Origin of the sequence: Sanguibacter biliveldensis, from assembly GCF_033798665.1 — a bacterium.
Classification (GTDB): domain Bacteria; phylum Actinomycetota; class Actinomycetes; order Actinomycetales; family Cellulomonadaceae; genus Sanguibacter; species Sanguibacter inulinus.
On sequence record NZ_CP138359.1, the window covers coordinates 3,485,099 to 3,508,994 of the forward strand.

Consider the following 23,896-nt stretch of genomic DNA (forward strand, 5'->3'; position numbering starts at 1 on the left):
CTGTCGGGAGGGAGAGTCAGACCGCGAACTGCGCGGTCTGGGAACGAAGGTCTGCGGAGGCGCTCGTGAGCTCCTCGACGGTCGTGCCCATGCGGGCGACGACGTCGGAGGACTCCGAGGCGACGGCGGCGACCGAGCCGATGTGCACGGCGATCTCGCCGGCACCCGTGGCCGCCTCGGTGATGCCGCGGCTCATCTCGTTGGTCGTCGCGGTCTGCTCCTCGACCGCCGAGGCGATGGTCATCTGGTAGTCGCTGATGGTCCGGATGATCGTCGAGATCTCGGAGATCGCGGAGACCGTCGTGCCGGTCTGCGCCTGGATCTCGGCGATGCGGCGCGCGACGTCCTCGGCCGCACGGCCGGACTCCCCGGCGAGCTCTTTGACCTCGTGGGCGACGACCGCGAAGCCCTTGCCGGCCTCACCGGCACGAGCGGCCTCGATGGTCGCGTTGAGGGCCAGCAGGTTGGTCTGCTCCGCGATCGACGTGATGGCCTTGACCACGGCGCCGATCGCCTGCGAGGACTCCCCGAGCAGCCGGACGTTCTCGGCCGTCGTCTCGGAGACCTGGACAGCCTGCGCGGCGACCTTGGACGCCTCGTCGGCCGAGCCTGCGATCTCACGGATCGAGGCGCCCATCTGCTCGGCGCCGGCGGCGACCGACTGGATGGTGCGCGAGACGAGCTCGGCGGCCTCGGTCGCGACAGCCGCCTGCGCGCTCGTGGCCGCGGTCCCGCCGGCCACCTGGCTGTTGGCGGCGCCGAGGTCTTCGGCGCTCTGGGCGACGGCGTTCGCCGTGCCCACCACCCCGGTCATCGCCGTGCGCAGCGTGGAGACCGCGAGGTCGTAGGACTCGGACATCTGACCGAGCTCGTCGCGGCTGAGGACCTCGACCTCGTGGGTGAGGTCACCCGTGGCGAGGGACTCGAGCGCGGCCTGGACAGAACGGATCCCGGAGGTGATGCGGCGCACCACGAGCACCGCGAGGGTCACCGAGAGTCCGGCGCCGACGACGAACGCGACACCCAGGACGAGGATCGTCCTGGACACGTCGGCCTGGGCGTCGTGGAGCACCTCGGCCACCTGGAAGTCGATCTGCCCCTGCGCGAGGAGCAGCGCACGCCCGGCACGGTCAGGGTCGGCGGCGACGTCGGCCGCGAGGGCCTGCTCGACGCCGTCGACGTCGCCGGCCTGCGCGAGGGGCAGCACGACCGAGTCACGGTAGGTGGTCCACTCGTCCCAGCGGGTCACGAAGTCCTGCCACTGCTGGGTGCCGGACTGCTCGAAGGTCTCGACCTCGGCGATCAGCCTGTCGACGGCCGAGTCGTTCCAGTCCGAGGAGGTGAGGATCTGGGTGCGCAGAGCCTCGTCGGGAGCGGCGGCGGCGCGGCGCACGAGCAGCTGGCTGGTGGCCTGCGCGGCGCGGAGGTCGCCGAGGTCGCCCTGGAGCTTGCCGGTGAGGGTGTTCACCTGGTCCAGGTGGCCCGCGGCGCGGTCGAGGGCCAGTGCGGCCACCCCGCCGACCGAGGCGAAGACGACACCCATGACGACGAGGGACGTGCCGATCTTGGCCGCGACGGGACGGTCCCAGAACCACCGGGCCCGCGAGGAGCGCGGCGCCCTGGTGGGAGGCGTGGCCCCGGTCTCGACCGGTGCCACCGGGCTGTACGGGCTGCGTGCGGCAGGGCGGGCTGAGGGCGCAGCGCTGCGACCTGTCGGGCGTACGGGCCGCACTGACGTCGTCGTCATCGCAGCTCCTCCTCGGTGTAGTAGCCGCCGCCGACGAGCAGCGACTCGTAGTTCGTGGCGGTCACCACGACGGGGGCGAGCAGGTAGGTGGGGACGACAGTCACGCCGTTGTCGTAGGAGGTGACGTCGTTGACCTCGGGCGACTCGCCCTTGAGGAGCGCGTCACCCATGGCGACGGTCACCTCGGCGAGCTGGCGGGTGTCCTTGTAGATGCTGGAGAACTGCTCGCCGGCGATCACGGACTTGATCGAGGGGGCCTCGGCGTCCTGGCCGACGACCACGGGGAGCGGACGGGCCGGGGTGCCGTAGCCGGCACCCTTGAGCACGTCGATGATCGCGATCGAGATGCCGTCGTAGGGCGAGAGCACCCCGTCGATCTGCAGGTCGGTCCCGGCGTACACCGAGTCGAGCAGGCGGGTCATGCGCTCGCCGCCGACCTTGGCGTCCCAGGCCTCGATCGCGATGCTCGCGAAGTCGGTCTCGCCCGAGGGCACCTCGAGCACCCCGGAGTCGAGGTACGGCTGGAGGACGCTGAAGGCACCCTCGTAGAACACGGTCGCGTTGTTGTCGTCCGACGACCCCGCGAAGACCTCGATGGCGAAGGGCCCGGCAGCACCTGTCGGCTCCCCGGCGTCGTCGAGGACACCCAGGCCCTGGAGCAGCGACGTCGCCTGCTGGGTGCCGACCCGGAAGTTGTCGAAGGTCGCGTAGTAGTCGACGTCCGGCGACTCACGGATGAGCCGGTCGTAGGCGATCACCGGGATGCCCGCGTCGGCGGCCCGGGCGAGCTGGGCCTTGAGGGCGGTCCCGTCGATCGAGCCGACCACGAGCAGGTCGGCGCCGGCGTCGATCATCGAGTCGAGCTGGTCGACCTGCGTCGCCACGTCGTTCTCGGCGTAGCGCAGGTCGACCTGGTAGCCGAGCGCCTCGAGCTGGGCCTGGAGGTTGTCCCCATCCTCGATCCACCGCAACGACGTGGTCGTCGGCATCGCCACGCCCACGAGGGACGCGTCGGCACCAGCAGCCTCGGACGCGCAGCCTGTCAGGGCGAGCGGGGCCGCGACGAGCAGCGCGAGGGCCGGCGCGACGCGGCGCGGCGACCAGGGTGGGCGGGAGAAGGACATCATCGGCCTCAGATCGTGAAGTGGGACACCTGGGACCGGAGGTCCCCGGAGAGATCGGCGAGCTCGGAGACCGTGCTGCCGACAGCTGTGAGCACACCCGTGGAGGTGTGCGCGGACTCGGCGACGTCGGTGATCGTCGCGGAGATCTCGGAGGCCCCGGCTGCGGCGTCGGTGACGGAGCGGGACATCTCGTTGGTGGTCGCGGTCTGCTCTTCGACAGCCGAGGCGATCGTCAGCTGGTAGTCGTTGATGCTCGCGATGATCGCCGAGATCTCACCGATCGCCGCGACAGCAGACGTCGTCTGCGCCTGCACCTGCGTGATCCGGCGCGCGATGTCCTCAGCAGCCCGACCCGACTCCGCAGCCAGGTCCTTGACCTCAGAGGCCACCACGGCGAAGCCCTTGCCGGCCTCACCAGCACGCGCAGCCTCGATCGTCGCGTTGAGCGCCAGCAGGTTCGTCTGCTCCGCGATGCTCGTGATCACCTTGACCACCGACCCGATCTCCTTCGAGCTCTCACCGAGTGCACCGACCGTCGCGGCGGTCGTGTTGGAGAAGGTCACGGCCTGGCTCGCGACCTTCGCGGCCTCGTTGGCGTTGGTCGCGATCTCGCGGATCGAGGCACCCATCTGCTCCGCGCCCGCGGCGACGGTCTGCACGTTGAGGGAGACCTGCTCGGCGGCCGTCGCGGCCACCCCTGCCTGGGTGCTGGTCTGGCTGACGCCCCCGGCGACCTGGGTGTTGGCCGCGGCGAGGTCGTCGGCCTTGCTCGACACCGAGCCTGCGGCTGCGGCGACCTGGGTGAGGGTGCCGCGGAGCTCGCCCCGGGCGATCTCGAAGGCGTCGACGATCGAGCCGACCTCGTCGGAGTCGACGTGGACGGCCGGGTGGGTGAGGTCGCCGGCGGCGAGCTCGTCGATCGAGCCGCGCAGCATCTCGATGCTGCGGCGGACACGGCTGTTGACCGCGACGGTGAGGACCGTGCAGAGGATCGCGCCGACGACGAAGGCGACGGCGAGGACGGCGAGCGTCTGCGTGGCCTCCTGCTCGGCGGCTGTCGCGAGCTCGGCCGCCGCGACGGGGTCGGCCTCGGCCGACACCGCGCGCAGGCTCGACGCGGCGCTGCGCAGCGCGAGTGCCCCGAGACCGCCCACCACCATGAAGACCGCGCCCATCAGCACCAGGGGTGCTGCGAACTTCACGCCGACGGGACGGTTCCAGAACCACTGCATCTTCGGTCATCTCCTGCTGTAGTGCGGGGCGACGCAGGACTGCGCCGCCCGGAAGGCATCCTCCCTATCGGCACGCTGGTGCCATGTGTGAGACGTCCCGGGCCGCGGCTCCGCGCCGCTGGCGACGGGGTCGACGGGGTGGTGCAGGCCGCGGCCGGGCTGGGCTCAGACGGTGAAGGAGCCGACCTGGGTCCTCAGCTCGGCCGAGGTCCGGGCCAGCTCGTCGACGGTCTCGGACATCTGCCCGACGGTGATCGTCGACTCGGCCGCGGCCGAGGCCACGCCGGTGATGTTCGCGGCGATCTCGCCCGCGCCTGTGGCCGCCTCGGTGACAGACCGAGACATCTCGTTGGTCGTCGCGGTCTGCTCCTCGACAGCCGAGGCGATGGTCAGCTGGTAGTCGTTGATGCTCGCGATGATCGCCGAGATCTCACCGATCGCCGCGACAGCAGACGTCGTCTGCGCCTGCACCTGGGTGATCCTGCGCGCGATGTCCTCAGCAGCCCGACCCGACTCGGCGGCGAGGTCCTTGACCTCAGAGGCCACGACCGCGAAGCCCTTGCCCGCCTCACCAGCACGCGCAGCCTCGATCGTCGCGTTGAGCGCCAGCAGGTTCGTCTGCTCCGCGATGCTCGTGATCACCTTGACCACCGACCCGATCTCCTTCGAGCTCTCACCGAGCTCGCCGATCGCCGCGGCTGTCGCCGTCGAGAAGTCGACGGCCTGCCCGGCGACCCGGGCGGCCTCGTTGGCGTTCGTGGCGATCTCGCGGATCGAGGCACCCATCTCCTCGGCGCCAGCGGCGACGGTCTGGACGTTGCGCGAGACCTGCTCGGCCGCGGCGGCGACGACGCCGGCCTGCGCGCTCGTCTCCTCCGAGCCGGCGGCGACCTGCGAGCTCGACGACGCGAGCTGCTGGGCTGCCGTCGCGAGGACGTCGCTCGAGCCGACGACCCCGGCGAGCAGCCGCGCGATCGAGCGCTGCGCCTCGGCGAGGGAGGCCGCCATGTCGCCGATCTCGTCGGTGCTCGCGACCTGCGGGGTGCGGGTGAGGTCACCGACGGCGAGGGCCTCGAGGGCGCCGTTGACCTCGGCGGCCGAGCGCTTGACGCGACGGCCGAGCACGAGGCTCAGCGTGACCACCGCGGCCAGGCCGAGGAGCACCGCGGCCACGACGACAGCACCGTTGCGGGTGCGGGCCGAGGTCATGTCCTGCTGGAGCGTGTCGGCGCGGTCCGTGAGCGACTCGCCGAGCTCGGCGGTCTGGCTCGTGATCGCGTAGTACTGCTCGTAGCCGGCTCCGACCACGAGGCCGTCGGCCTCGACCTTGGAGGCCTCGGTGCCGTCTTCGTAGAGCCCGACGACCTGCGCGTCGACGGCCTCGAAGGCGTCCCAGCTGGAGGTGATCTCGGCGAAGAGCGCCTTCTCGGCGTCGGTCATGGTCTCGACGTCGAGCCCGTCGAGCAGGGTGTGGAGCTCGCCGATCGAGGTGACGAAGCCGGCGCGGTTGGCGGAGTCCGGCGCGACGGCCGCCTGCGGGCCGATCGTGCTGGCGTCCCAGGCGTAGGCGACCTGCCACCCGGAGACGTCGGAGTTGTAGCGCGAGATCTGCGCGACCTGGAGGCGCAGCGTGTCGAGCGCGACGATCTGGCTGCTGCTCGACTGCGAGGAGCTCAGGCCGCTCCAGCCCGCGGCGGCGACCAGGACGGCGACCAGCATGCCGACGGCTCCGACGGAGAGGATCTTGGCGCGGAGGTCGTAGCGCGGGCGGTTCTTCACGGTGGGCATGAGCGCTCCTGAGGCAGGCGGGTGGTACCAGACGTGCTCCCCCTGCGGGACGTCCCAGACGCGCGACGGCCAGCTGGACGTCCTATCGTCCGGGCGGGCTGGTAGTTGAGGCTTCACAGAAGGCGGGACCCGCCGGAGGCCGCGCGGCCCTCCCCTGCCCCACCCGCAGACGCCGACGGCGCGGCGGTCCCCCCGGGCCGCTGCGCCGTCTCGCGCGGGTCAGTAGACGAAGCTGGCGACGCGTTCGCGCAGGTCAGCGGACATCATCGCGAGCTCCTGGACGGCCGTGCCCATCTGGGCGACGACGTCGGAGGACGCCACGGCGGCCGAGGCCACGCCGACGATGTTCTGCGCGATCTCACCCGACCCTGTGGCAGCCTCGGTGACCGACCTGGACATCTCGGTGGTCGTCGCGGTCTGCTCCTCGACGGCCGAGGCGATCGTCAGCTGGTAGTCGTTGATCGTCGCGATGATCTCGCCGATCCCCGAGATCGCCGCGACAGCCGACTCGGTCTGGCTGCGGTTCACGTCGATGCGGCGCGCGATGTCCTCGGCGGCCCGGGCCGACTCGGCTGCGAGGTCCTTGACCTCCGAGGCGACGACGGCGAAGCCCTTGCCGGCCTCGCCGGCACGCGCGGCCTCGATGGTCGCGTTGAGCGCGAGCAGGTTCGTCTGCTCCGCGATGCTCGTGATGACCTTGACCACGGCGCCGATCTCCTGGCTCGACGTGCCGAGGTCGACGACGGTGATGCGGGTGCGCTCCGACTGCTCGACGGCCTCGTTCGACGCACGGGCGGCCTCGTTGGCGTTCTGCGAGATCTCGCGGATGGACGCGCCCATCTGCTCGGCGCCCGCGGCGACGGTCTGCACGTTGCGCGAGACCTGCTCGGCTGCCGCGGCCACCACTCCGGCCTGGACGCTGGTCTCCTCCGAGCCTGCGGCGACCTGCGTGGTCGAGGCCGACATCTCCTCGGCGGCTGCGGCGACGGTCCCGGCCGTGGCGACGACACCCGAGACGAGCTCGCGCAGGTTCGCCTGCGCCGTGGAGAGGGAGGCGGCCATCTGACCGAGCTCGTCACCAGAGTCGACACCGGTGTCCTTGGTGAGGTCCCCGTCTCCGAGGGCGACGATGGTCTCCTGCACCTTGCGCAGGTTGCCGACGATCGAGCGCACGAGGGTCACGGCGACGACCACGGCGAGGAGCGCGGCGACGACACCCGCGACGATCATCGAGACGATCGCCGTGCGGGCTGTGGCTGTGGACTCCTCGACCGACTGCGCGGCGCTCTCGCCGACGGCGTCGATGATCTCCTGCAGGGCGCCCGTGACCTCGGCGGTGATCGGACGCACCTGCTCGACGTAGGCGTCGTGGTAGGCGATCGCCCCGTCCTCGGTGATCGGTGCGATGGCCTCGACGGCCGCCTGGTACCGGCTGTACGCGTCGGTCAGGGTCGCGAAGGCGCCGTCGTCGAGGACGTAGGGCTCGTAGGCGTCCATGCTCGCGAGGGCGTCGGTGTCGAACTTCTCCATCTCTTCCAGGACCGTCTTCTGGCCCTCAGGGGTGCTCATGCCGTACTCGAGCACGCGGGCGCGGCTCGCCTGGAACCAGCGCTGGATGTTGTTGAGGTCCGACTGCGGTGCGATGGCCTCGCGGTCGAGCTGCTGCGTCTGGGCGTCGAGGGTCACGAGCCGCTGGGCGCCCACCACGGTGATCATCGCCGTGAGCAGGATGACGATGCCGAAGCCGATCCCGATCCGCACGGCCACGGGGAGGTCGCCGAGGCGACGTCGGCGCGGCGCGCCGACCTGGCTGGACGTGGTGCCGGGCGTGCTCGAAGACATGGTGCTCCTAGGTCAGGGGGGGGGGACGGGAGCGCGCGGCGCGCTCGACGTCGGGCAGCACTCCCATCGGCACCCGCCCGACCGCCATGAGCAGACAGGTCGGCTCCTCACCCGGGTGCGCTCCGCCACACCGGAGGACTGTGCCGTCACGGGGGGGACGCGCAGACCCCCGCCCTCGAGGAGGACGGGGGTCTACGCGGTGCGGGGTGCGCGGGGTGCGGAGCGCTGTGCGCGGTGCGGGCTCAGTAGCGGAAGGTCGAGACCTTCGCGTGCAGGTCCGACGCGATCCCGGCGAGGTCGTCGACCCGGCCACCGAGGTCGGCGATCGCGATGTTCGACACCTCGGCGGTCTGCGCGACCCCCGCGGCGTTCGCAGCGATCTCCCCCGAGCCCGTGGCGGCCTCGGTGACCGAGCGGGACATCTCGTTGGTCGTCGCGGTCTGCTCCTCGACGGCCGAGGCGATGGTCAGCTGGTAGTCGTTGATGCTCGCGATGATCGAGGAGATCTCCGCGATCGCCTCGACCGCGGAGCGGGTGTCGACCTGGATGGCCTCGACCCTGCGGGCGATGTCCTCGGTCGCCTTGGCGGTCTCCTGCGCCAGGTCCTTGACCTCCGAGGCGACCACGGCGAATCCCTTGCCGGCCTCACCGGCACGGGCGGCCTCGATGGTCGCGTTGAGGGCGAGCAGGTTCGTCTGCTCCGCGATGCTCGTGATCACCTTGACCACGGCACCGATCTCCTGGCTCGACGTGCCGAGCTTGGCGACGGTCTCGTTGGTCGTGGCGGCGACCGTCGTCGCCGAGTGCGCGACCTGCGCGGCCTCGTTGGCGTTCGTCGCGATCTCGCGGATCGAGGCACCCATCTCCTCCGCACCGGCGGCGACGGTCTGGACGTTGCGCGAGACCTGCTCGGCGGCCGCGGCCACCACACCGATCTGCGCGCTCGACTCCTCGGCACCCGTCGTCACCTGGGCGGCTCCGGCACGCATGTCCTGGGCCGCGTCAGAGACGCTGCGGGCCGACTCGGCGACGCCGCCGAGGACGTCGCGCAGGCTGCGCTGCGCGGTGACCAGCGCGCTGGCCATCGCACCGATCTCGTCACGCGAGGTCACCTGCGGCTCGTCCGTGAGGTCGCCCGCGGCGAGCGACTCGAGGGAGTGCTGGACCTTGACGGTCGAGCGGGTGATCGAGCGGGCGATGGTCATGCCGGCGGCCAGGCCGAGGGCCATGCCGAGGACGCTCACGACGATGATGACCAGCAGGCCGCGGCTGCCCGTGGCGCGGGCCTGGTCGGCGAGATCGGCGCTGAAGACGACGGCCTCCTCGGCCCCGGCGTCGAGGTCCACGAGGTACTCGTCGATGAGCGGCTGCGACACCTCGGTCAGGGCGGTCTCGTAGGCCGTCGGGTCGGTGAGGCGCGCCGCCGGGACGATCTGGTCGTCGCGCACCTGGCGCCACTCGAGGAAGGTGTCGATCCCGGAGAGGGCCGAGGACTCGATCCCCGCCATCGCCGTCCGGAACTGCTCGATCGCGGCGTCGGTCTCCGCGTCGTTGTCAGCCTGCTTGGTCAGCCACTCGTCGACGATGTCGTCGTCCGAGGCCGCCGCGATCTGCGCGACGATCAGACGCGCCTTGAGCTGTCCCTGGTGCACCTTGTTGAGCGGGATGACGATGTCGTTCTGGACCGTGGCGAGGGTGCTCGCGTCGTCCGAGATCGCCCGTGTGGTGGTCACGGCGACCGAGGCGACGACCACGACGACCAGCACGAAGACGGCGATGATCGCGCCGATGCGCTGCATGAGGCCTACCCGGCGGCGGCCCTGCCCGGTCGGTGCCGGCTGTGCGACAGGCCCGCGTCCGGCGGACGCCGGGGCGTCGTAGGCCGGGGTGGTGGGTCCGTGCCCGCGGGCCGCACCCGACGGTGCGTCGGTGCGCGGACGGTCCAGGGACTGACGGGGTGCAGACGTGACGCTCATGGTGCCTCTTCCGGTCGACAGGGGATGCCGGCCGCTCTCCACAGGAGAGACTCGTCGGCACGAGGGGCCGAGAGCGGTCGTCGTCGGCCCGTCGTCTGGTGCTGTGCTGCGGTGGTGCTGGGTACTGCTGGGTGCTGCGGTGCTGCGGTCGTGCTGTGCTGCGGTCCTGCAGGTGCTGTTAGGTCGTGCCGTCCTGCCCTGCGGCGGGGTCGCTGCCGTCGACCCCGCCGTGGGGTCAGGCGGCGAGCGCCGCGTCGACGTCGAGCGTCAGCAGCAGACCCTGGTCGAGCTTGAAGGCGCCGGTGATGAGCTCACGGCTCTGCGCGCCGAGGGTCTCGGGCGGGGACTCGAACTGCTCCTCGTCGAGGGTGAGCACCTCGCCCACCTCGTCGACCAGCAGGCTGATCGAGTCGTCGGCCACCTCGACGACGACCATCATCGACTCGGCGTCCGCCGCGAGCGCCTCGAGGCCCAGGCGGGGACGCAGGTCGACCGTCATGACGACCTGGCCGCGCAGGTTCACCAGGCCGGCGATGCCGACAGGTGCGAGCGGGACCGGGGTGCGGGCGTGGTGCCCGAGCGTCTCGGAGATCCGCATGACCTCGACGCCGTAGAGCGCCTCGCCGATGCGGAACGTCACGTACTGGGTGGACATCAGGCGCTCACCATCTCGGAGTCGTACGCAGAGCCGAGGCCTGAGGCCGCGGCGTGGTCCATGCCGTCGGTGCCGAGCATCTGGTCACCGTCGTAGAAGCGGGGGTCTGCCTGGAGCAGCGCCGTCGGCACGTCGAGCAGCTCGGTGACGCGTCCGGACAGGACGATCGAGCCGAGCAGGCCGATGTCGTCGACCGTGCTGCGCTCCGCGCCGGCGTCCGAGACGATCTCGACGATCTCGGAGACGACCATCGCGACGGTCCGCTCGCCGCGGGTGAAGACCACCAGGGGGATCTCCTCGGTCGGCTCCTCGAAGGACCCGAGGGTCCGGGCGAGGCGCGAGACCGGGACGATCGCGTCGCGGTACTGGATGACCTCGTGGCCACCCACCAGCTCGATGCGGTCCTGCGCGACGAGCTCGAGGCGCGTGACCATCGCGAGCGGCACGGCGACACGACGCCCCGAGCCGATCCCGACGACGAGCAGCTCGGTGACCTCGCCGGCCGAGACGCTCTTCTCGACCGCGGCACGGTGGTCGAGGTCGGCGATCTCCCCCGACAGCGACCGGCGGGCGATCGCCTGGACGTCGAGGATGAGCGCGACCTGGCCGTCACCCATGAGGGTGGCGCCCGCGTAGATGCCGATCGTCTTGAGCTGGGCCGCGAGCGGCTTGACGACGATCTCCTCGTTGTTGAGGACACGGTCGACCACGAGGCCGAAGCGCTGGTTGTCGGCCTGGAGCACCGCGATGACGGCAGAGTCGCCGTCGCCGCGGGTCTGGCCCATGACGTCGCTGAGCCGCACGAGCGGGAGCAGCGCGCCGCGGAGCCTGTACACCTCGGCCGAGCCGATGTGCTCGATGGCCTCCTGCGTCTTCTGGGTGTCGAGGGCCACGAGCTCCTGCAGGTTGACCTGCGGGATCGCGTAGATCTCGGAGCCCGAGCGCACGGTGAGCGCGGGCATGATCGCGAGGGTCAGCGGGATGCGCAGGCGCCAGGTGGTGCCACGACCCACCTCGCTCTCGACCTCGACGGCGCCGCCGATCGACTCGATGTTCGAGCGCACCACGTCCATGCCGACGCCACGGCCGGACACGTTGGTCACGGCTGCAGCAGTGGAGAACCCGGGCAGGAACACGAGGTTGAGGATGTCGCTCGTCGCCATCGCGTCGAGCTGCTCGGCCGTCTTGAGGCCCCGCTCGATCGCCTTGGCGGCGACCTTCTGCGGGTCGATGCCCGCACCGTCGTCGCGCACCTCGACCATGACCTGACCACCTGCGTGGTAGGCCCGCAGGGTGAGGACACCCGTCGAGGGCTTGCCCGAGGCGGTGCGCGTGGCGGGCGACTCGATGCCGTGGTCGACGGCGTTGCGCACCAGGTGGGTGAGCGGGTCCTTGACGGACTCGAGGAGGGAACGGTCGAGCTCGGTGTCCCCACCGACCATCTCGAGGCGCACCTCGCGGGCGCAGGCCGCCGCGAGGTCCCGGACGATGCGCGGCATCTTCGACCAGATGTGGTCGATCGGCTGCATGCGGGTCTTCATGACCCCTTCCTGCAGCTCGGAGGCGATGAGGCTCAGGCGCTGCGAGGAGCGCGTGAGCTCGGCGTCGGAGTCGAAGCCGGCGAGCTGGGCGATCTGGTTGCGGACGAGCACGAGCTCGCCGACCTGACGCATGAGGTCGTCGAGGAGGTCGACGTCCACGCGGATCGACGACTCGCTCGTGCCGCGCGAGGCGACAGACTCTGTCGGCTCGGGTGCACCGGCGCGGGCCGGGGTGGCCTTCGCGAGCGCGGGGGCCGGTGCCGGGGCGGCGGGCTGCGGGGCCGGTGCGGGTGCCGGGGCAGGTGCCTGCGCGGCAGGTGCAGCCGGGGTCGCGGCGACGACAGCGGCTGTGACGGCAGCGGCCGACATCGCGGCGGCGACGGCGCGGTCGCCCTGGTCGGCGTCGGTCGCGGCGCGCACGGCGTCGGTCGCGTCCTGAGCGGCGGCGGCTGCAGCGGCTGCGGCGAGAGGTGCCGCCTCAGCAGCGGCTGCTGCGGCGAGGTCCTCTGCCGTCGGCTGACCGATCTGCGCGAGCGTGGGCTCGGCCGCGGCGGGCTCTGCGGGAGCGAGGGCTGCCGGTGCTGCCTCTGCGGCGGGCTCGGGTGCGACCTCGGCCGCTGCCTCGTCCTCGCCGTCGAGGGCGCGCTGGATCACGGCGATCACGCCGTCGACCTCGATGCCGGCCTCGCCACCCGTCGACTCGATCCGACCGAGCAGGTCACGGATGGTGTCGACCATGCGCAGCAGCACGTCTGTCGTGTGCTGGTCCATGAGCCGACGCCCGTCACGCAGCTCGACGAGGAGGCTCTCCCCGACGTGCGCGACCCTCTCGAGGTCGCCGAAGGCGAGGAACCCGCTGGTCCCCTTGATGGTGTGGATCGTGCGGAAGACGCTCGAGAGCAGCTCACGCGACCCCGGGGCGCTCTCCAGCGCGACCAGGTCCTGGTCCAGCTGGTCCAGGTTCTCGTAGCTCTCGATCAGGAACTCCCGAACGATGTCGTCAATGTCGTCCACTGATCGCACTCCCTCCGACTCACGGACGGGTAGACCTACCCGTCACTCCCTGCAGATCGGTCGCAGCCCACCGGGTATGAGGTTTTGTCACATGAGGCACCGGGTGACTCCGTGCTCGTGCGGCCCTGGCGTGTCCCGCAGGACCGTCGCGCCGCGCCGAAGACGCTGGGGTAGGGTCGTCGCATGCTGGTGCTGAGTCGACGAGTCGGAGAGAAGCTCCTCATCGGCGACGACATCGTCATCACGATCATCGACACCCGCGGAGACGGCGTGCGGATCGGGATCGACGCCCCCCGCTCGATGCGCGTCAACCGCGCCGAGGTCGTCGAGGCCGTCCAGGCCAGCAACCTCGCCGCTGTCGCGGCCGACGACGACGCCCAGGCCGCGCTCATCGCCCTGATCACCCAGGCCACGCAGTCGGGGCAGTCGACGCAGGCACCCGACGCCAGCACCCCCGAGACGACCCCGGACGAGGGCCCCTCCCCCGCCTGACCGGCGCGCCCCCTCCTTGCTGCACAGCCTCGCGCCAGGAAGAACCGTCCCCGGCGGACCTTCGCTAGGCTGGACTGACAGCCAGGAGAAGAGGTCTCATGATCGCCGACGACAAGGGCGCGGTGCCCCGCGGATACAGGTTCGCCGACCACGTCCCCTATGACACCCCGGACGATCTCTCCGAGCTGCACGGACCGACGTCCGGCATCGTCCGCGTGGGGCCGCACATCGACACAAGCCAGGACCCCACCTATGACCTCGCGGACGCCGGCGACCTGATCGCGTTGTACTCAGCGGTCGTCCGCGCCGGTTCGGCCGACGACCACCGACGCCTCCTGGACCGAGCCACTCTCGAGAGGCTGTGGCCAGACCTCGTGCTGCCTCACAGGTGCCGCGAGACCTGGACCGCGCACTTCCCGCGCCTGCGCACCCTGGGCCTGCGGGCCCTGAGCGTCTAGCCCGGTGCGTCCCTTCCACGAGCGTCTGGCGCGTATCGGCCTAGCGGCGACGCAGCAGTTCGGGTTCGTCCTGGCTGGCGGCTACGCGGTCTCGGCCAACGGCATGGGTGACCGGCTCTCCGAGGACGTGGACCTCTTCACGAACCTGCCCGGCACAGACGACTTCTCTCGTGCGGTTGACGCCGTGCAGGACGCGTACCGCCGCTCCGGACTAGAGGTCGCCGTGGTCCGTCGGGGCCCCACATTTCTCGATCTGATCGTGAGCGACGCCGCCGAGGGCGAGAGCAGCAGCATCCAGCTCGGGCTCGACTATCGGGAGTTCCCGCCAGCACAGCTGGAGATCGGTCCTGTGCTGGACGTCAAAGATGCTGTCGCCAACAAGATGACCGCCCTGTACTCGCGCGGTGAGTGCCGGGACTTCATCGATATCGACCTCGTGCACGAGTCCGGTCGGTTCACCCGCGACGAGATCCTGGCACTCGGCGACGGGCGAGAGGTCGAGCCGATGGACCGTCAGGTCCTGGCCGCCCGATTCCGAGAGGCGGGTCGCCACTCCGCGGCACGCTACGCCGGCTACGGGGTGGACGATGCACGACGTTCTCTCCTCGTGGGACGGTTCGAGGACTGGGCCTGGTCTCTCAGCTGACCGCGATCGGTCCTCGGACCGGGTAGACCGCGCCGCCCGGACCCCGGGCGACTCACTGAGCGACGTCAGGAAGTACCGTCGCTCAGTCCCAGGCGGGGTCGTCGAGGTGCTCGTCGAGCAGGGCTGCCCAGACGAGGGCCGAGGCCGCGAAGCCGTCGAGCAGACCGACCGGCACGCCGAGCTCGAGGATCGCCGCGGGCTGCGAGGTCGACGAGACGTTGCGGGCCGCGAGCGCGTCGAAGGGTCGGTGCTGGCCCACGGCCGTCATCCAGCGGCGGGCGTCGGCGAGGCTGCGGTCGGCCTCGACCACGGCCCACACCTGGTCCGGGTCGAAGGACGCGACGAGCGACGACGCGATGGTCCAGTCGGAGGCGTCGGCCCCGACGCCGAGGGCGACCACGAGCGGCGCCTCGGACTCGACGGTCGCCGCGCGGAGCCTGCGCGCTGACATGCCGGTGATGACCCACGGCCCGTAGCCGGTCTGCGGGTCGAGCCTCCCGGCGAGGGCGATGCCGGAGTCGGGCACGCCGATGCGTCGGGCGATGAGCCGCGCGGCCTCGACCACCTGCTCGCCCTGCCCGGCGACCACGACGACCGAGGCGGGCTCGCGGACGACGGCCGGCGCGCGCGGGACCCTCGAGAGGACCTGCGACAGGGGGTACGTCCCCTGCCCTGCCGGCAGCTCGGAGAGCAGCCGTCGCGGGACGCCGACCTGGAGCAGCTCGGGGATGCTCGCACCCGTGGTGCGCACGACGACGAACTCGGCGGGTCGCACCTCTTTGTCGAGCACGACCGGGGTCGGGGCCGACGGGGTGGTCTTGCGAGCCCAGGGGTTGCTGCGCCGGGCCGAGGTCTGGCCGAGCGGTGGGGTGGCGAGCGGGGTCGTCGGCCCGGCCGAGACCGGAGCACCCGTCGCTGCGGCCCCGAAGGCGGCAGCCCCGGCGGCTGCCGTGCCACCCGAGGCTGCTGCGGCGGCGCCGAGCCCCGTGGCAGGTCCGGCGGAGGCGGAGGCCGCAGCGGCCGCTGCCTCGTCGGCCTGGCGGGTCTCGGAGGCGAGCTGGCGTACCGAGTCGAGGATCGAGGCGAAGGTGTCCTGCTCGGTCGAGACGGGGGCGATCTCGTCGTCAGGGCTGTCCCCGCGCGGCGCGCCGTGCCTGTCGGCGGCGTCGGCGGCGGCCAGCAGCGCGTCGATCCCGACGGGCTGCACCTCGGCCGTGCCCGCATCGACCTCTGCGCGGCGTGCTGCGTCGTCTCCGCCGCTCCACCGGGCTGCGGACCCGGGCACTGTGCCCACAGACCCGCCACCCGCAGACCCACCGCCTGCGGAGCCGACGGGCCCGCGGCTGCCGGGGGTGACGAGCGGCCCCGGGACGTAGGCGACCTCGTCGGGGACCTCGACGGTCAGCTCGAAGCGCTCTTTGGCGAAGAACCCGGCGACGCCGCCGGTCCGCACGCGCTCGGCCTTGACGACCTTGGCGGTCGGACCGATCTCTCCGTGGACCCGGACGATGAGCGCCTCGAGGTCGGTGCCCTCAAGCAGCAATCGCTTCGACATCGCGGACAACCCCCACAGCCTCGATCTTCACACCGGATCCGGTGACCTCGGAGTATGACATCACGGGGGCCTCGCCGTGGTGGGTGGCCACGAGCGAGCGCAGCGCGGGCCGCAGGGCCGGCGCGCAGACGAGCACGACGTCGACGCCCTGGCTCTCGGCCGCGGCGCGGCCTGCCGCGAAGGACCGCAGCATGGCCTCGAGCCGGTTCGGGTCGAGCAGGATCTGCGTGCCCTGCTCCCCCGGTCGCAGCCCCTCGAGGAGGGCCTGCTCGAGCACGGGCTCGAGGGTCATGACGCGCAGCACGCCCTCGTGGGTGTGCGCGGCGGTGAGGGCGGGTGCGAGCTGGAGGCGGGCAGCCTCGACGAGGCCCTCGGCGTCGGTCGAGATCTTGGCGCGCAGGGTGAGCGCCTCGTAGATGCGCCCGAGGTCTCGGATCGGCACCTGCTCGGAGAGCAGGCGCTGCAGCACGCGCTGCACCTCGCCGAGGGTCAGCAGCCCGGGGACGAGCTCTTCGACGACGGCGGGGTTGACCTGCTTGACGCCCTCGGTGAGCACGCGGACGTCTTCGCGGCTGAGCAGCCTGTCGGCGTTGCTCGCGATGACGTTGGACAGGTGCGTGATGAGCACCGACACCCGGTCGACGACGGTCGCTCCGGTCATCTCCGCGGCGAAGCGCATCTCGGAGGGCACCCACTTGCCGGCGAGACCGAAGACGGGCTCGTGCACCTCGCTGCCGGGCAGCGAGCCGAGGTCGTCGCCGAGGGCCAGCACGCGACCGGGCGGCACCTCGCCGCGCGCTGCCTCGACACCCGAGATGCGCAGCACGTAGGTGGACGGCGGCAGCTCGACGGAGTCGCGGGTGCGGACCGGCGGGACGACGATCCCGAGGTCGAGGGCGACCTTGCGGCGCAGTCCGCGGATGCGGGCGAGCAGGTCGTCGTCGGAGCCCGAGCTCACGAGGTCGACGAGGTTGGGGGCGAGCAAGATCTCGAGGGCGGAGACGCGCATCTCCTCGATGAGCTTCTCGGGGGTGTCGGCGACAGGCGCGACGGTCTCACGGATCGCGGCGTCGAGCTTGGCGTCCTGCTCGGCCTTGGCGTCGCGCGCCTTGATGCGCTGCGCACCGAAGAGCAGAGACGCGCCGACGAGCATGAAGGGCAGCTTGGGCATGCCGGGCAGCAGGGCGAGGGCGATCGCGGCGCTGCCCGCGATGAGCAGCGAGTTGCGGGACTGCGACAGCTGCTTGGAGGCCGAGCTGCCGAGGTCGGAGTCGGCCGTGGCGCGGGTGACGATGAGGCCCGTGGAGACCGAGAGCAGCAGGGCCGGGATCTGGGTGACGAGGCCGTCGCCGATGGTCAGCAGCGAGTACGTCTCGACGGCCTCGCCGATCTCCATGCCGCGCTGCATGAGGCCGATCGCGATGCCACCGACCAGGTTGATGATCGTGATGATGATGCCGGCGATCGCGTCGCCCTTGACGAACTTCGAGCCTCCGTCCATCGCACCGTAGAAGTCGGCCTCGGCCGCGACGTCGGCGCGGCGCTGGCGGGCCTGGTCTTCGGTGATGAGCCCGGAGTTGAGGTCGGCGTCGATGGCCATCTGCTTGCCGGGCATCGCGTCGAGGGTGAAGCGGGCACCGACCTCGGCCACACGGCCGGCACCGTTGGTGATGACCACGAACTGGATGACCACGAGGATGAGGAAGATGACGAGGCCGATGATGAGCGAGCCGCCGACGACGAAGTGCCCGAAGGCACCGATGACCTCTCCCGCGTAGCCGTCGCGGAGCACGAGACGGGTCGAGGCCACGTTGAGCCCGAGCCTGAACAGCGTCGCGATGAGGATGAGCGAGGGGAACACCGAGAAGTCGAGGGGCCGCTGCACGTACATCGTGGTGAGCAGGATGACCAGCGACATGACGATGTTGACGACGATGAGCACGTCGAGCAGCATCGCGGGCAGCGGGATGACGAGCAGCATGACGATGCCGACGACACCGACAGGGACCGCCAGCTTGGCGAGGTCACGGTTCTTCATGCTCGGGCCTCCGAGAGGGTGGACGTCCCCGGTGCGGGGTTCGTGTCGGGCTGCGGGTCAGGGGAGTCTGCGGGGCGCGCTGTGCGCGACGCCCGGGTGCGGCGGGCCGGTGGTGGGCTGCCGGGAGGTGGTGCGGGAATCGTCGGGCCGGGCATGCTCCGGACCCCGTCGGTGCTCGCGCCGCGGCGCTTGAGCGCCATGACGAAGGCGAGCACCTGGGCGACGGCCGCGTAGAGGTCGGCCGGGATCTCCTCGCCGATCTCGCACGCGCCGTGCAGGGCACGGGCGAGCGGGACGTCGGAGATCATCGGGACCTTCTTCTCGGCGGCGACCTCGCGGATGCGGGCCGCGACGTGCCCGGCCCCCTTGGCGACGACCCGTGGTGCGCCGGTCCCCGCCTCGTACTTCAGGGCGACGGCCACGTGCGTCGGGTTGACGAGCACCACGTCGGCGTCGGCCACCGAGGCGATCATCCGGTTGCGGCTCATCGCGATCTGCTTGGACCGGATGGCCCCCTTGAGCTGGGGGTCACCCTCGGCCTGCTTGTTCTCCTGCTTGATCTCGTAGCGCGACATGCGGGTCTTCTTGCGGTTCCGCTTCATCACCACGACGAGGTCGAGCACGGCGAGCGCGATACCCGCCACCACGGCGCTCCACAGGAGCGAGGTGATGCCGCCGCCGGCGGCCGACAGCAGCGCGCCGATCGACAGGCCGCCTGCCGTGAGCAGGACGGGCATGAGGTTCTGGATCGCGATGTAGAGGACGGCCCCCACGACCACGGTCTTGGTGAGCGCCTTGACCCCCTGCCAGAGCGCCTGACCGCCGAAGGTGTTCTTGACGCCCTTGAGCAGGTTGAACTGGTCGACCCGCGGCTTGAGCTTCTTGGTCGCGATGTGCAGCCCGCCCTGGGCGACGTTCGCGACGATCGCGGCGATCACCACGACGATGAGCATCGGCGTGACGCTGTCGAGGATCGAGTCGAGCCCTCGTCCGAGGAGGTCGACCACGACGAGGGGGTCAGGGTTCGCGACGACGTCACGGACCGCGCTCAGCTGGTCGACCGCTGCGGAGGCACCACGGCCGAGGACGACCGGGAGCATCACCGCGGCGGCACCGATCCCCAGCCACGAGCTGAGGTCCTGGGACTTCTGGAGCGAACCGTCCTTGCGGTTCTGCTTCATCCGTTTCGGTGTCGCCTGCTCGGTCTTCTCCCCCGAGTCCCCACCCCCGCTCACGAGCTGACCCCGATGATCGCGTCGAGCGACCGGCCGGTGAGGTTCTCGATGATGCGCGGCAGCGCGAGGTACGTGAGCGAGGCAAGGCTGAGCGTGAGCAAGATCTTCAGCGGGAAGCCGAGGGCGAAGGCGTTGAGCGCCGGGGCCACCCGGGTCAGCAGACCGAGGCCGACGTCGGCGAGGAACAGCACGACCACGAGCGGACCGGCGATCTGCAGGGTCGCGAGGAACATCCCGGTGACGCTCGTAGTCAGGGCGTCACCGAGCTTCGACAGGTCGAGGCTCGCACCGAGCGGGAGCGCGTCGAAGGTGCGCACCAGACCGGAGATGACCATCTGGTAGCCGTCCGAGACGAAGAGGATCACGACGGCCGTGAGCTGGTACAGGCGGGCGAACTGCGCCCCGTTGACCTGGGTCATCGGGTCGAAGCCCTGGGCGAGCGAGAAGCCGCCCATGAGGTCGATGAGCGACCCCGCGGACTGCACGGCCGAGAAGACGACAGCGACGAGGAACCCGAGGCCGACCCCGATCATCGCCTCGCCCACGAGGAGCACGACGTACTCGCCGGTGCTCGCGGGCACGGTGGTCGCGACGCGGGGCGCGACGGCGAGGGCGAGCCCGGTCGCGAGCATGACCTTCACCGTCGCGGGGATGCCGCGGTGCGAGAAGGGCGGTGCGACGACGAGGAAGGCGACGATGCGCACGCCGACGAGCATGAGCGACTCGAGCGCGCCGAGGGGGAGGCTGAGGGTCACCTGTCAGCCCCCGAGCAGACCGGGGATGCGGGCGAAGAGCTCGTGGGTGAACGAGACCATCTCCGAGATCATCCAGTGCCCGCAGATCAGCATCGCGAGTGAGACCGCGATGGCCTTGGGCACGAAGCTGAGCGTGACCTCCTGGATCTGGGTGATCGACTGCAGGAGGGAGACCGCAAAACCGACGACGAGGGCGGTGATGAGGATCGGTGCGCACAGCTTGGCCGCGATGATGAGGCCCTGCACGCCGATGTCGAGGACTGCTGAGGTGTCCATGGCCGCTACCCGTAGCTTCCGACGAGGGCCGTGATGATCATGCCCCAGCCGTCGATGAGGACGAAGAGCAGGATCTTGAACGGCAGCGAGATCATCACGGGCGGCAGCATCATCATGCCCATGGACATCAGGGCGGACGAGACCACGAGGTCGATCACCAGGAACGGGATGAAGATGACGAAGCCGATGATGAACGCGGCCCGGAGCTCGGAGAGCATGAAGGACGGGATGAGCGTGAGCATCGGGACCGACGCGGCGTCGGTCGGGTTCGGCTGGTCGGCCGCCCGGGTCATCAGCGCGATGTCTTCTTCACGGGTCTGACCGAGCATGAACTCGCGCAGCGGGGCAGAGCCGGCCTCGACGGCGGCGCTGAAGTCGAGCCCGCCGTTGACGTAGGGCTGCACGCCGAGCTCGTTCACCTGGCTGATGATCGGCGCCATGATGAACAGCGAGAGGAAGAGCGCGAGGCCTGCGAGCACCTGGTTCGGCGGGACGCCGGTGAGCCCGAGGGCGTTGCGGGTCAGCGCGAGCACCACGAAGATCTTGGTGAAGCTGGTCATCATGAGCAGCAGCGACGGGGCGACCGACAGCAGGGTGATGCCCAGGAGCACGACGATCGAGCTGCTCGGGGTCGTCGAGGTGCCGTCGAGGTCGACGGTCACGACACCGGGTGCCGGGGCGACGGGGTCGACAGGGGCGATCGGGTCGCCCGGGGCCGCCGGGTCACCGGGTGCCAGCGGGTCGCCCGGCTGGGCGGGCAGCACCGCGGTCACGGCGACGCTCTGCGCGCGCTGGACAGGCGTCGCGGCCGAGGCCGGACCTGCCGTGAGTGTCGCCCCGGCGACGGTGAGCACCGTGAGCACGAGGGCGAGGAGCGCGAGGACCAGCAGCCGCAGCGGGCGACGGCCCGCGGCGGCGGTCACCGCCGGGTCCGCGACTGCACGGCGCTGACGGCCTGCCGCCACGTCGCAGGAGACAGGACAGAACCGGCGACGAGGCTGGTCGAGACCGGCGCAGCCGTGCCCGTGGGCTGCGTGCCGGTGAGCTGTGCGGCGACGGGCTCGGTCGCTGTCGCGTCCGAGGCGACAGGTGCGAGACCTGCCGTGGCGTCCTGCGCACCCTCGGGCTGCTGGGCGACGATCCCGGCGAAGACCTCGTCGAAGGCGACAGGGGCCGCAGGCTCGACGGACGTGGGCCTGGACGAAGGCGTGGGCGTGCCGGCCGCGACGACAGGAGCTGTGTCAGACGTGACGACAGGTGCCGTGCCGGGCGTGGCGCCGCGCTTCACGAGGGACGTCGCGGCGGTCGGGACAGCCTCGACGACCTCGACAGGCTCGACCTCGACGGCCGGGGCCTGCATCGACGTGAGGAGCGTGACGCCGGCCTCGCTCACGCCGAGGACCAGACGCTGGTCGCCGACGTCGACGACAGCGACGCTCGCCTTGGGACCCAGGCCCTGACGACCGACGACGGTGAGCACGGGGGCGGGCCGACGGCGCTGCTTCGGCGCGGCGGACCGGCCGGGCAGCAGCGCCCTGAAGGGCGAGAGGAGACGGGACACGATGCCGTCCTGCGTGCGCCCGGCGGCGCGGTCGTCGAGCACCCGGCCCAGGACCACGACGAGGCCGACGACCACGACGAGGGCGAGCACGGTGCGCAGCGCGAGGACGGCGGTGTCCATCAGGCGGAGGCCTCGGCGAGGTCGACGATCTCGGTGATGCGCAGACCGTAGTCCTCGTCGATGACGACGACCTCGCCGCGGGCGATGAGGCGGCCGTTGACCATGAGGTCGGCCGGGCTGCCTGCGACGCGGTCGAGCTCGATGACAGCACCCGGGACGAGCTCGAGCACCTGGCGGACGGGCAGCTTGGCGCGGCCGATCTCGGCGGAGAGCGTCATCTCGACGTCGTAGAGGAGGCGCAGGTTGTCGCCGACCGAGGCGCCCTTGCCCGCACCGGATGCGCCGGCGGGGGCTGCCGGGACGACGTCCTGGTCGGCGCGCAGGCGCAGGCCGAACCAGCCACGGACGACACCCGCGGCCTCGAGGGCGAAGACGTGCACGTCCTGGGCACCGAAGGCCGTCCCGGCGTCACGGATCTGCGCCTCGCCGAGGACACCCTCGCCGAGGGTCGAGGCTGCGGCCTCGAGGGCCGGGCGCAGCGCGTCGGCGACCGACACGAGCGCACCCGCGCCGGCGCCCGAGAGCGCCTCTTCGATCGCGGTCTTGGCGATCACGGCGAGGTCGGCGCTGCGGGTGCCCACGAGCGACGCCGTCACGGCGACCTCGTCGGCCCCGGGGCCCGTTCCGGGCTCGCAGGGGGTCACGACGAGCGGCACGTCGGAGGGGACGAGGCGCGCGAGCGCCTCGGCGGCGGCCCGGACCAGCTCTGCGGCCTCGGCAGCCTGTGCGTCTGCGGTGTTCATCGGTCTTCTCCTTCAGCGTCCACGATCTTGCAGGCGAGTTGTCGTCCGTTGTTCCCTGCGACCCCGCGGGCGAGGACGATGCCGTCCACCACCACGTCGAGGGGGCGGGACACGGGGTGGTTCAGGTGGATGACCTCGCCGACCGTGAGGTTGACGACGTCGCGCGGGTGGACGGTCACCGGGCGCATCCGCACGGACACGTCGACGGGGACCGTGCTCATGGTGCGGTGCAGGCGGTCGCTCGCGTCCGCGGCCTCGGCGAGCTCGTCCTTGCTGCGCTGGACGACCCCCTCCCCCGCACGCAGCGGGGCGAGCAGCACGTCGGCGGGGATCATGAGGGTCGCGGTCGTGGGGCGCTCGGCGATGGTCAGCGTGAAGGTCGCGACGATCACGGCCTCCGACGTCGGGGCGGCCTGCACGAACTGCGGGTTGTACTGGATCCCCTTGACGCGGACGTCGAGCGGGACCACTGCCACGAAGGCGTAGCGCAGGTCGGCCAGCGCACCGGACAGCATGTCCGTGATGAGCGTGGTCTCGATCTCGGTGAGCTCGCGCGGGAGCTCTTCACGGATCAGGCCGGGGCCGCCGAGCACGTAGTCGACCCAGAGCATCGAGGTCTCCGAGGCCACCTGGAGCACTGCTGTCGAGCGCGTGGTCTCGATGCTGCACAGCACCATCGTGGTGTGGGTGGGGAGCCTGCGGACGTACTCGTCGTAGGAGACCATCTCGACCCCGTCGAGCCCCACGCCGACCATCACGCGCAGGCGCGAGGTGAGCTGGGTGCCCCACTGACGGGCGAAGGTCTCGAAGGCCATCTCGAAGGCTCGGCCGTGCTCGCGGGCGAGCGTCATCGGGCGTCTGAAGTCGTACGCCTCGGGCTGGGCTGGGCGCTGTCGGCGCACAGCGGGGCGCGTCTTGTCCTGGACCGTCACGAAGAGCACCATCGGCTCGTCCAGCGCGGGTATGAGGAAAAGCAGGCACCGGGTGAAAAGAACTTCTCAGGTTGCGGTCCGGGGCCCCTCGTGGGCGTCCGTCCCGCAGGTGCTGCGTTCCTCCCCTCGTCGTGCACGCGATGCGTCCACGAGAAGCACGAGGGTC

20 protein-coding genes are annotated in these 23,896 nt (G+C 71.2%); 3 read left to right on the forward strand and 17 right to left on the reverse strand.

Features of this window, described 5'->3' with window-relative positions; translation table 11 throughout:
* Positions 1 to 16: 16 nt before the first annotated feature.
* The 8 genes from SANBI_RS15175 to SANBI_RS15210 form a co-directional block, all read right to left on the reverse strand.
* Complete coding sequence (locus SANBI_RS15175; RefSeq protein ID WP_319156479.1) at positions 17 to 1,747, reverse strand: methyl-accepting chemotaxis protein; 1,731 nt, start codon at positions 1,745 to 1,747, stop codon at positions 17 to 19.
* Positions 1,744 to 2,874 carry a multiple monosaccharide ABC transporter substrate-binding protein gene (gene chvE / locus SANBI_RS15180; RefSeq protein WP_319156481.1) on the reverse strand — a complete coding sequence of 377 codons (1,131 nt, stop codon included), beginning with the start codon at positions 2,872 to 2,874 and terminating at the stop codon, positions 1,744 to 1,746. The genes SANBI_RS15175 and chvE overlap by 4 nt, the downstream gene beginning before the upstream one ends.
* 5 nt (positions 2,875 to 2,879) lie before the next feature.
* Complete coding sequence (locus tag SANBI_RS15185; RefSeq protein ID WP_319156483.1) at positions 2,880 to 4,103, reverse strand: methyl-accepting chemotaxis protein; 1,224 nt, start codon at positions 4,101 to 4,103, stop codon at positions 2,880 to 2,882.
* 165 nt (positions 4,104 to 4,268) lie between these two features.
* Positions 4,269 to 5,891, reverse strand: a complete 1,623-nt coding sequence (locus SANBI_RS15190; RefSeq protein WP_319156485.1) for a methyl-accepting chemotaxis protein — start codon at positions 5,889 to 5,891, stop codon at positions 4,269 to 4,271.
* Positions 5,892 to 6,110: 219 nt separating this feature from the next.
* Positions 6,111 to 7,733: a methyl-accepting chemotaxis protein gene (locus tag SANBI_RS15195; RefSeq protein ID WP_319156487.1), complete on the reverse strand. Its 1,623-nt coding sequence runs from the start codon at positions 7,731 to 7,733 to the stop codon at positions 6,111 to 6,113.
* Between the two features lie 242 nt (positions 7,734 to 7,975).
* On the reverse strand, positions 7,976 to 9,709 hold the full coding sequence (locus tag SANBI_RS15200; RefSeq protein WP_319156490.1) for a methyl-accepting chemotaxis protein: 1,734 nt from the start codon (positions 9,707 to 9,709) through the stop codon (positions 7,976 to 7,978).
* A gap of 235 nt (positions 9,710 to 9,944) precedes the next feature.
* Positions 9,945 to 10,364 (reverse strand): chemotaxis protein CheW, encoded by a 420-nt coding sequence (locus SANBI_RS15205; RefSeq protein ID WP_012868063.1) that lies wholly within the window; start codon positions 10,362 to 10,364, stop codon positions 9,945 to 9,947.
* Positions 10,364 to 12,919, reverse strand: a complete 2,556-nt coding sequence (locus tag SANBI_RS15210) for a chemotaxis protein CheA (protein WP_319156495.1) — start codon at positions 12,917 to 12,919, stop codon at positions 10,364 to 10,366. Before SANBI_RS15210 ends, SANBI_RS15205 begins: the two co-directional genes overlap by 1 nt.
* Before the next feature lie 183 nt (positions 12,920 to 13,102).
* On the opposite strand from SANBI_RS15210, the gene csrA reads away from it, so the two are divergent.
* The 3 genes from csrA to SANBI_RS15225 all read left to right on the forward strand — a co-directional run bounded on the left by csrA (position 13,103) and on the right by SANBI_RS15225 (position 14,515).
* On the forward strand, positions 13,103 to 13,411 hold the full coding sequence (gene csrA, locus SANBI_RS15215) for a carbon storage regulator CsrA (RefSeq protein ID WP_319156497.1): 309 nt from the start codon (positions 13,103 to 13,105) through the stop codon (positions 13,409 to 13,411).
* Positions 13,412 to 13,509: 98 nt separating this feature from the next.
* Complete coding sequence (locus tag SANBI_RS15220) at positions 13,510 to 13,869, forward strand: hypothetical protein (RefSeq protein WP_319156499.1); 360 nt, start codon at positions 13,510 to 13,512, stop codon at positions 13,867 to 13,869.
* Positions 13,870 to 13,873: 4 nt separating this feature from the next.
* Positions 13,874 to 14,515: a nucleotidyl transferase AbiEii/AbiGii toxin family protein gene (locus SANBI_RS15225; protein ID WP_319156501.1), complete on the forward strand. Its 642-nt coding sequence runs from the start codon at positions 13,874 to 13,876 to the stop codon at positions 14,513 to 14,515.
* Between the two features lie 82 nt (positions 14,516 to 14,597).
* On the opposite strand, the gene SANBI_RS15230 is transcribed toward SANBI_RS15225, so the two are convergent.
* Genes SANBI_RS15230 through SANBI_RS15270 form a run of 9 tightly spaced genes read right to left on the reverse strand, consistent with a single transcriptional unit; the run spans position 14,598 to position 23,742 of the window.
* Positions 14,598 to 16,070, reverse strand: coding sequence for a hypothetical protein (locus SANBI_RS15230; protein ID WP_319156503.1), 1,473 nt, complete (start codon positions 16,068 to 16,070; stop codon positions 14,598 to 14,600).
* Positions 16,048 to 18,108 carry a flagellar biosynthesis protein FlhA gene (flhA, locus tag SANBI_RS15235; protein WP_319156505.1) on the reverse strand — a complete coding sequence of 687 codons (2,061 nt, stop codon included), beginning with the start codon at positions 18,106 to 18,108 and terminating at the stop codon, positions 16,048 to 16,050. The genes SANBI_RS15230 and flhA overlap by 23 nt, the downstream gene beginning before the upstream one ends.
* A complete protein-coding gene (locus SANBI_RS15240; protein WP_319156507.1) occupies positions 18,105 to 19,343 on the reverse strand; it encodes an EscU/YscU/HrcU family type III secretion system export apparatus switch protein in 1,239 nt (412 codons plus the stop codon). The genes flhA and SANBI_RS15240 overlap by 4 nt, the downstream gene beginning before the upstream one ends.
* Positions 19,340 to 20,098, reverse strand: coding sequence for a flagellar biosynthetic protein FliR (locus tag SANBI_RS15245; protein WP_319156509.1), 759 nt, complete (start codon positions 20,096 to 20,098; stop codon positions 19,340 to 19,342). The genes SANBI_RS15240 and SANBI_RS15245 overlap by 4 nt, the downstream gene beginning before the upstream one ends.
* 3 nt (positions 20,099 to 20,101) lie before the next feature.
* Positions 20,102 to 20,374 (reverse strand): flagellar biosynthesis protein FliQ, encoded by a 273-nt coding sequence (fliQ, locus tag SANBI_RS15250; RefSeq protein WP_319156511.1) that lies wholly within the window; start codon positions 20,372 to 20,374, stop codon positions 20,102 to 20,104.
* 5 nt (positions 20,375 to 20,379) lie between these two features.
* A complete protein-coding gene (fliP, locus tag SANBI_RS15255) occupies positions 20,380 to 21,297 on the reverse strand; it encodes a flagellar type III secretion system pore protein FliP (RefSeq protein ID WP_319156513.1) in 918 nt (305 codons plus the stop codon).
* A complete protein-coding gene (locus SANBI_RS15260) occupies positions 21,294 to 22,055 on the reverse strand; it encodes a flagellar biosynthetic protein FliO (protein WP_319156515.1) in 762 nt (253 codons plus the stop codon). Before SANBI_RS15260 ends, fliP begins: the two co-directional genes overlap by 4 nt.
* Positions 22,055 to 22,798, reverse strand: coding sequence for a flagellar motor switch protein FliN (gene fliN / locus SANBI_RS15265; RefSeq protein WP_319156517.1), 744 nt, complete (start codon positions 22,796 to 22,798; stop codon positions 22,055 to 22,057). The genes SANBI_RS15260 and fliN overlap by 1 nt, the downstream gene beginning before the upstream one ends.
* Positions 22,795 to 23,742 carry a flagellar motor switch protein FliM gene (locus tag SANBI_RS15270; RefSeq protein ID WP_319156519.1) on the reverse strand — a complete coding sequence of 316 codons (948 nt, stop codon included), beginning with the start codon at positions 23,740 to 23,742 and terminating at the stop codon, positions 22,795 to 22,797. The genes fliN and SANBI_RS15270 overlap by 4 nt, the downstream gene beginning before the upstream one ends.
* Positions 23,743 to 23,896 lie beyond the last annotated feature (154 nt).

What these genes read in the sequence shown, in the direction of transcription:
- SANBI_RS15220 (WP_319156499.1), top strand. Translation starts at nt 13,510, where the DNA reads ATGATCGCCGACGACAAGGGCGCGGTGCCCCGCGGATACAGGTTCGCC.
- fliQ (WP_319156511.1), bottom strand. Translation starts at nt 20,374, where the DNA reads ATGGACACCTCAGCAGTCCTCGACATCGGCGTGCAGGGCCTCATCATC.
- SANBI_RS15185 (WP_319156483.1), bottom strand. Translation starts at nt 4,103, where the DNA reads ATGCAGTGGTTCTGGAACCGTCCCGTCGGCGTGAAGTTCGCAGCACCC.
- fliN (WP_319156517.1), bottom strand. Translation starts at nt 22,798, where the DNA reads ATGAACACCGCAGACGCACAGGCTGCCGAGGCCGCAGAGCTGGTCCGG.
- SANBI_RS15190 (WP_319156485.1), bottom strand. Translation starts at nt 5,891, where the DNA reads ATGCCCACCGTGAAGAACCGCCCGCGCTACGACCTCCGCGCCAAGATC.
- flhA (WP_319156505.1), bottom strand. Translation starts at nt 18,108, where the DNA reads ATGAAGAACCGTGACCTCGCCAAGCTGGCGGTCCCTGTCGGTGTCGTC.
- csrA (WP_319156497.1), top strand. Translation starts at nt 13,103, where the DNA reads ATGCTGGTGCTGAGTCGACGAGTCGGAGAGAAGCTCCTCATCGGCGAC.
- SANBI_RS15175 (WP_319156479.1), bottom strand. Translation starts at nt 1,747, where the DNA reads ATGACGACGACGTCAGTGCGGCCCGTACGCCCGACAGGTCGCAGCGCT.
- SANBI_RS15260 (WP_319156515.1), bottom strand. Translation starts at nt 22,055, where the DNA reads ATGGACACCGCCGTCCTCGCGCTGCGCACCGTGCTCGCCCTCGTCGTG.
- SANBI_RS15200 (WP_319156490.1), bottom strand. Translation starts at nt 9,709, where the DNA reads ATGAGCGTCACGTCTGCACCCCGTCAGTCCCTGGACCGTCCGCGCACC.
- SANBI_RS15195 (WP_319156487.1), bottom strand. Translation starts at nt 7,733, where the DNA reads ATGTCTTCGAGCACGCCCGGCACCACGTCCAGCCAGGTCGGCGCGCCG.
- SANBI_RS15205 (WP_012868063.1), bottom strand. Translation starts at nt 10,364, where the DNA reads ATGTCCACCCAGTACGTGACGTTCCGCATCGGCGAGGCGCTCTACGGC.
- chvE (WP_319156481.1), bottom strand. Translation starts at nt 2,874, where the DNA reads ATGATGTCCTTCTCCCGCCCACCCTGGTCGCCGCGCCGCGTCGCGCCG.
- SANBI_RS15270 (WP_319156519.1), bottom strand. Translation starts at nt 23,742, where the DNA reads ATGGTGCTCTTCGTGACGGTCCAGGACAAGACGCGCCCCGCTGTGCGC.
- SANBI_RS15230 (WP_319156503.1), bottom strand. Translation starts at nt 16,070, where the DNA reads ATGTCGAAGCGATTGCTGCTTGAGGGCACCGACCTCGAGGCGCTCATC.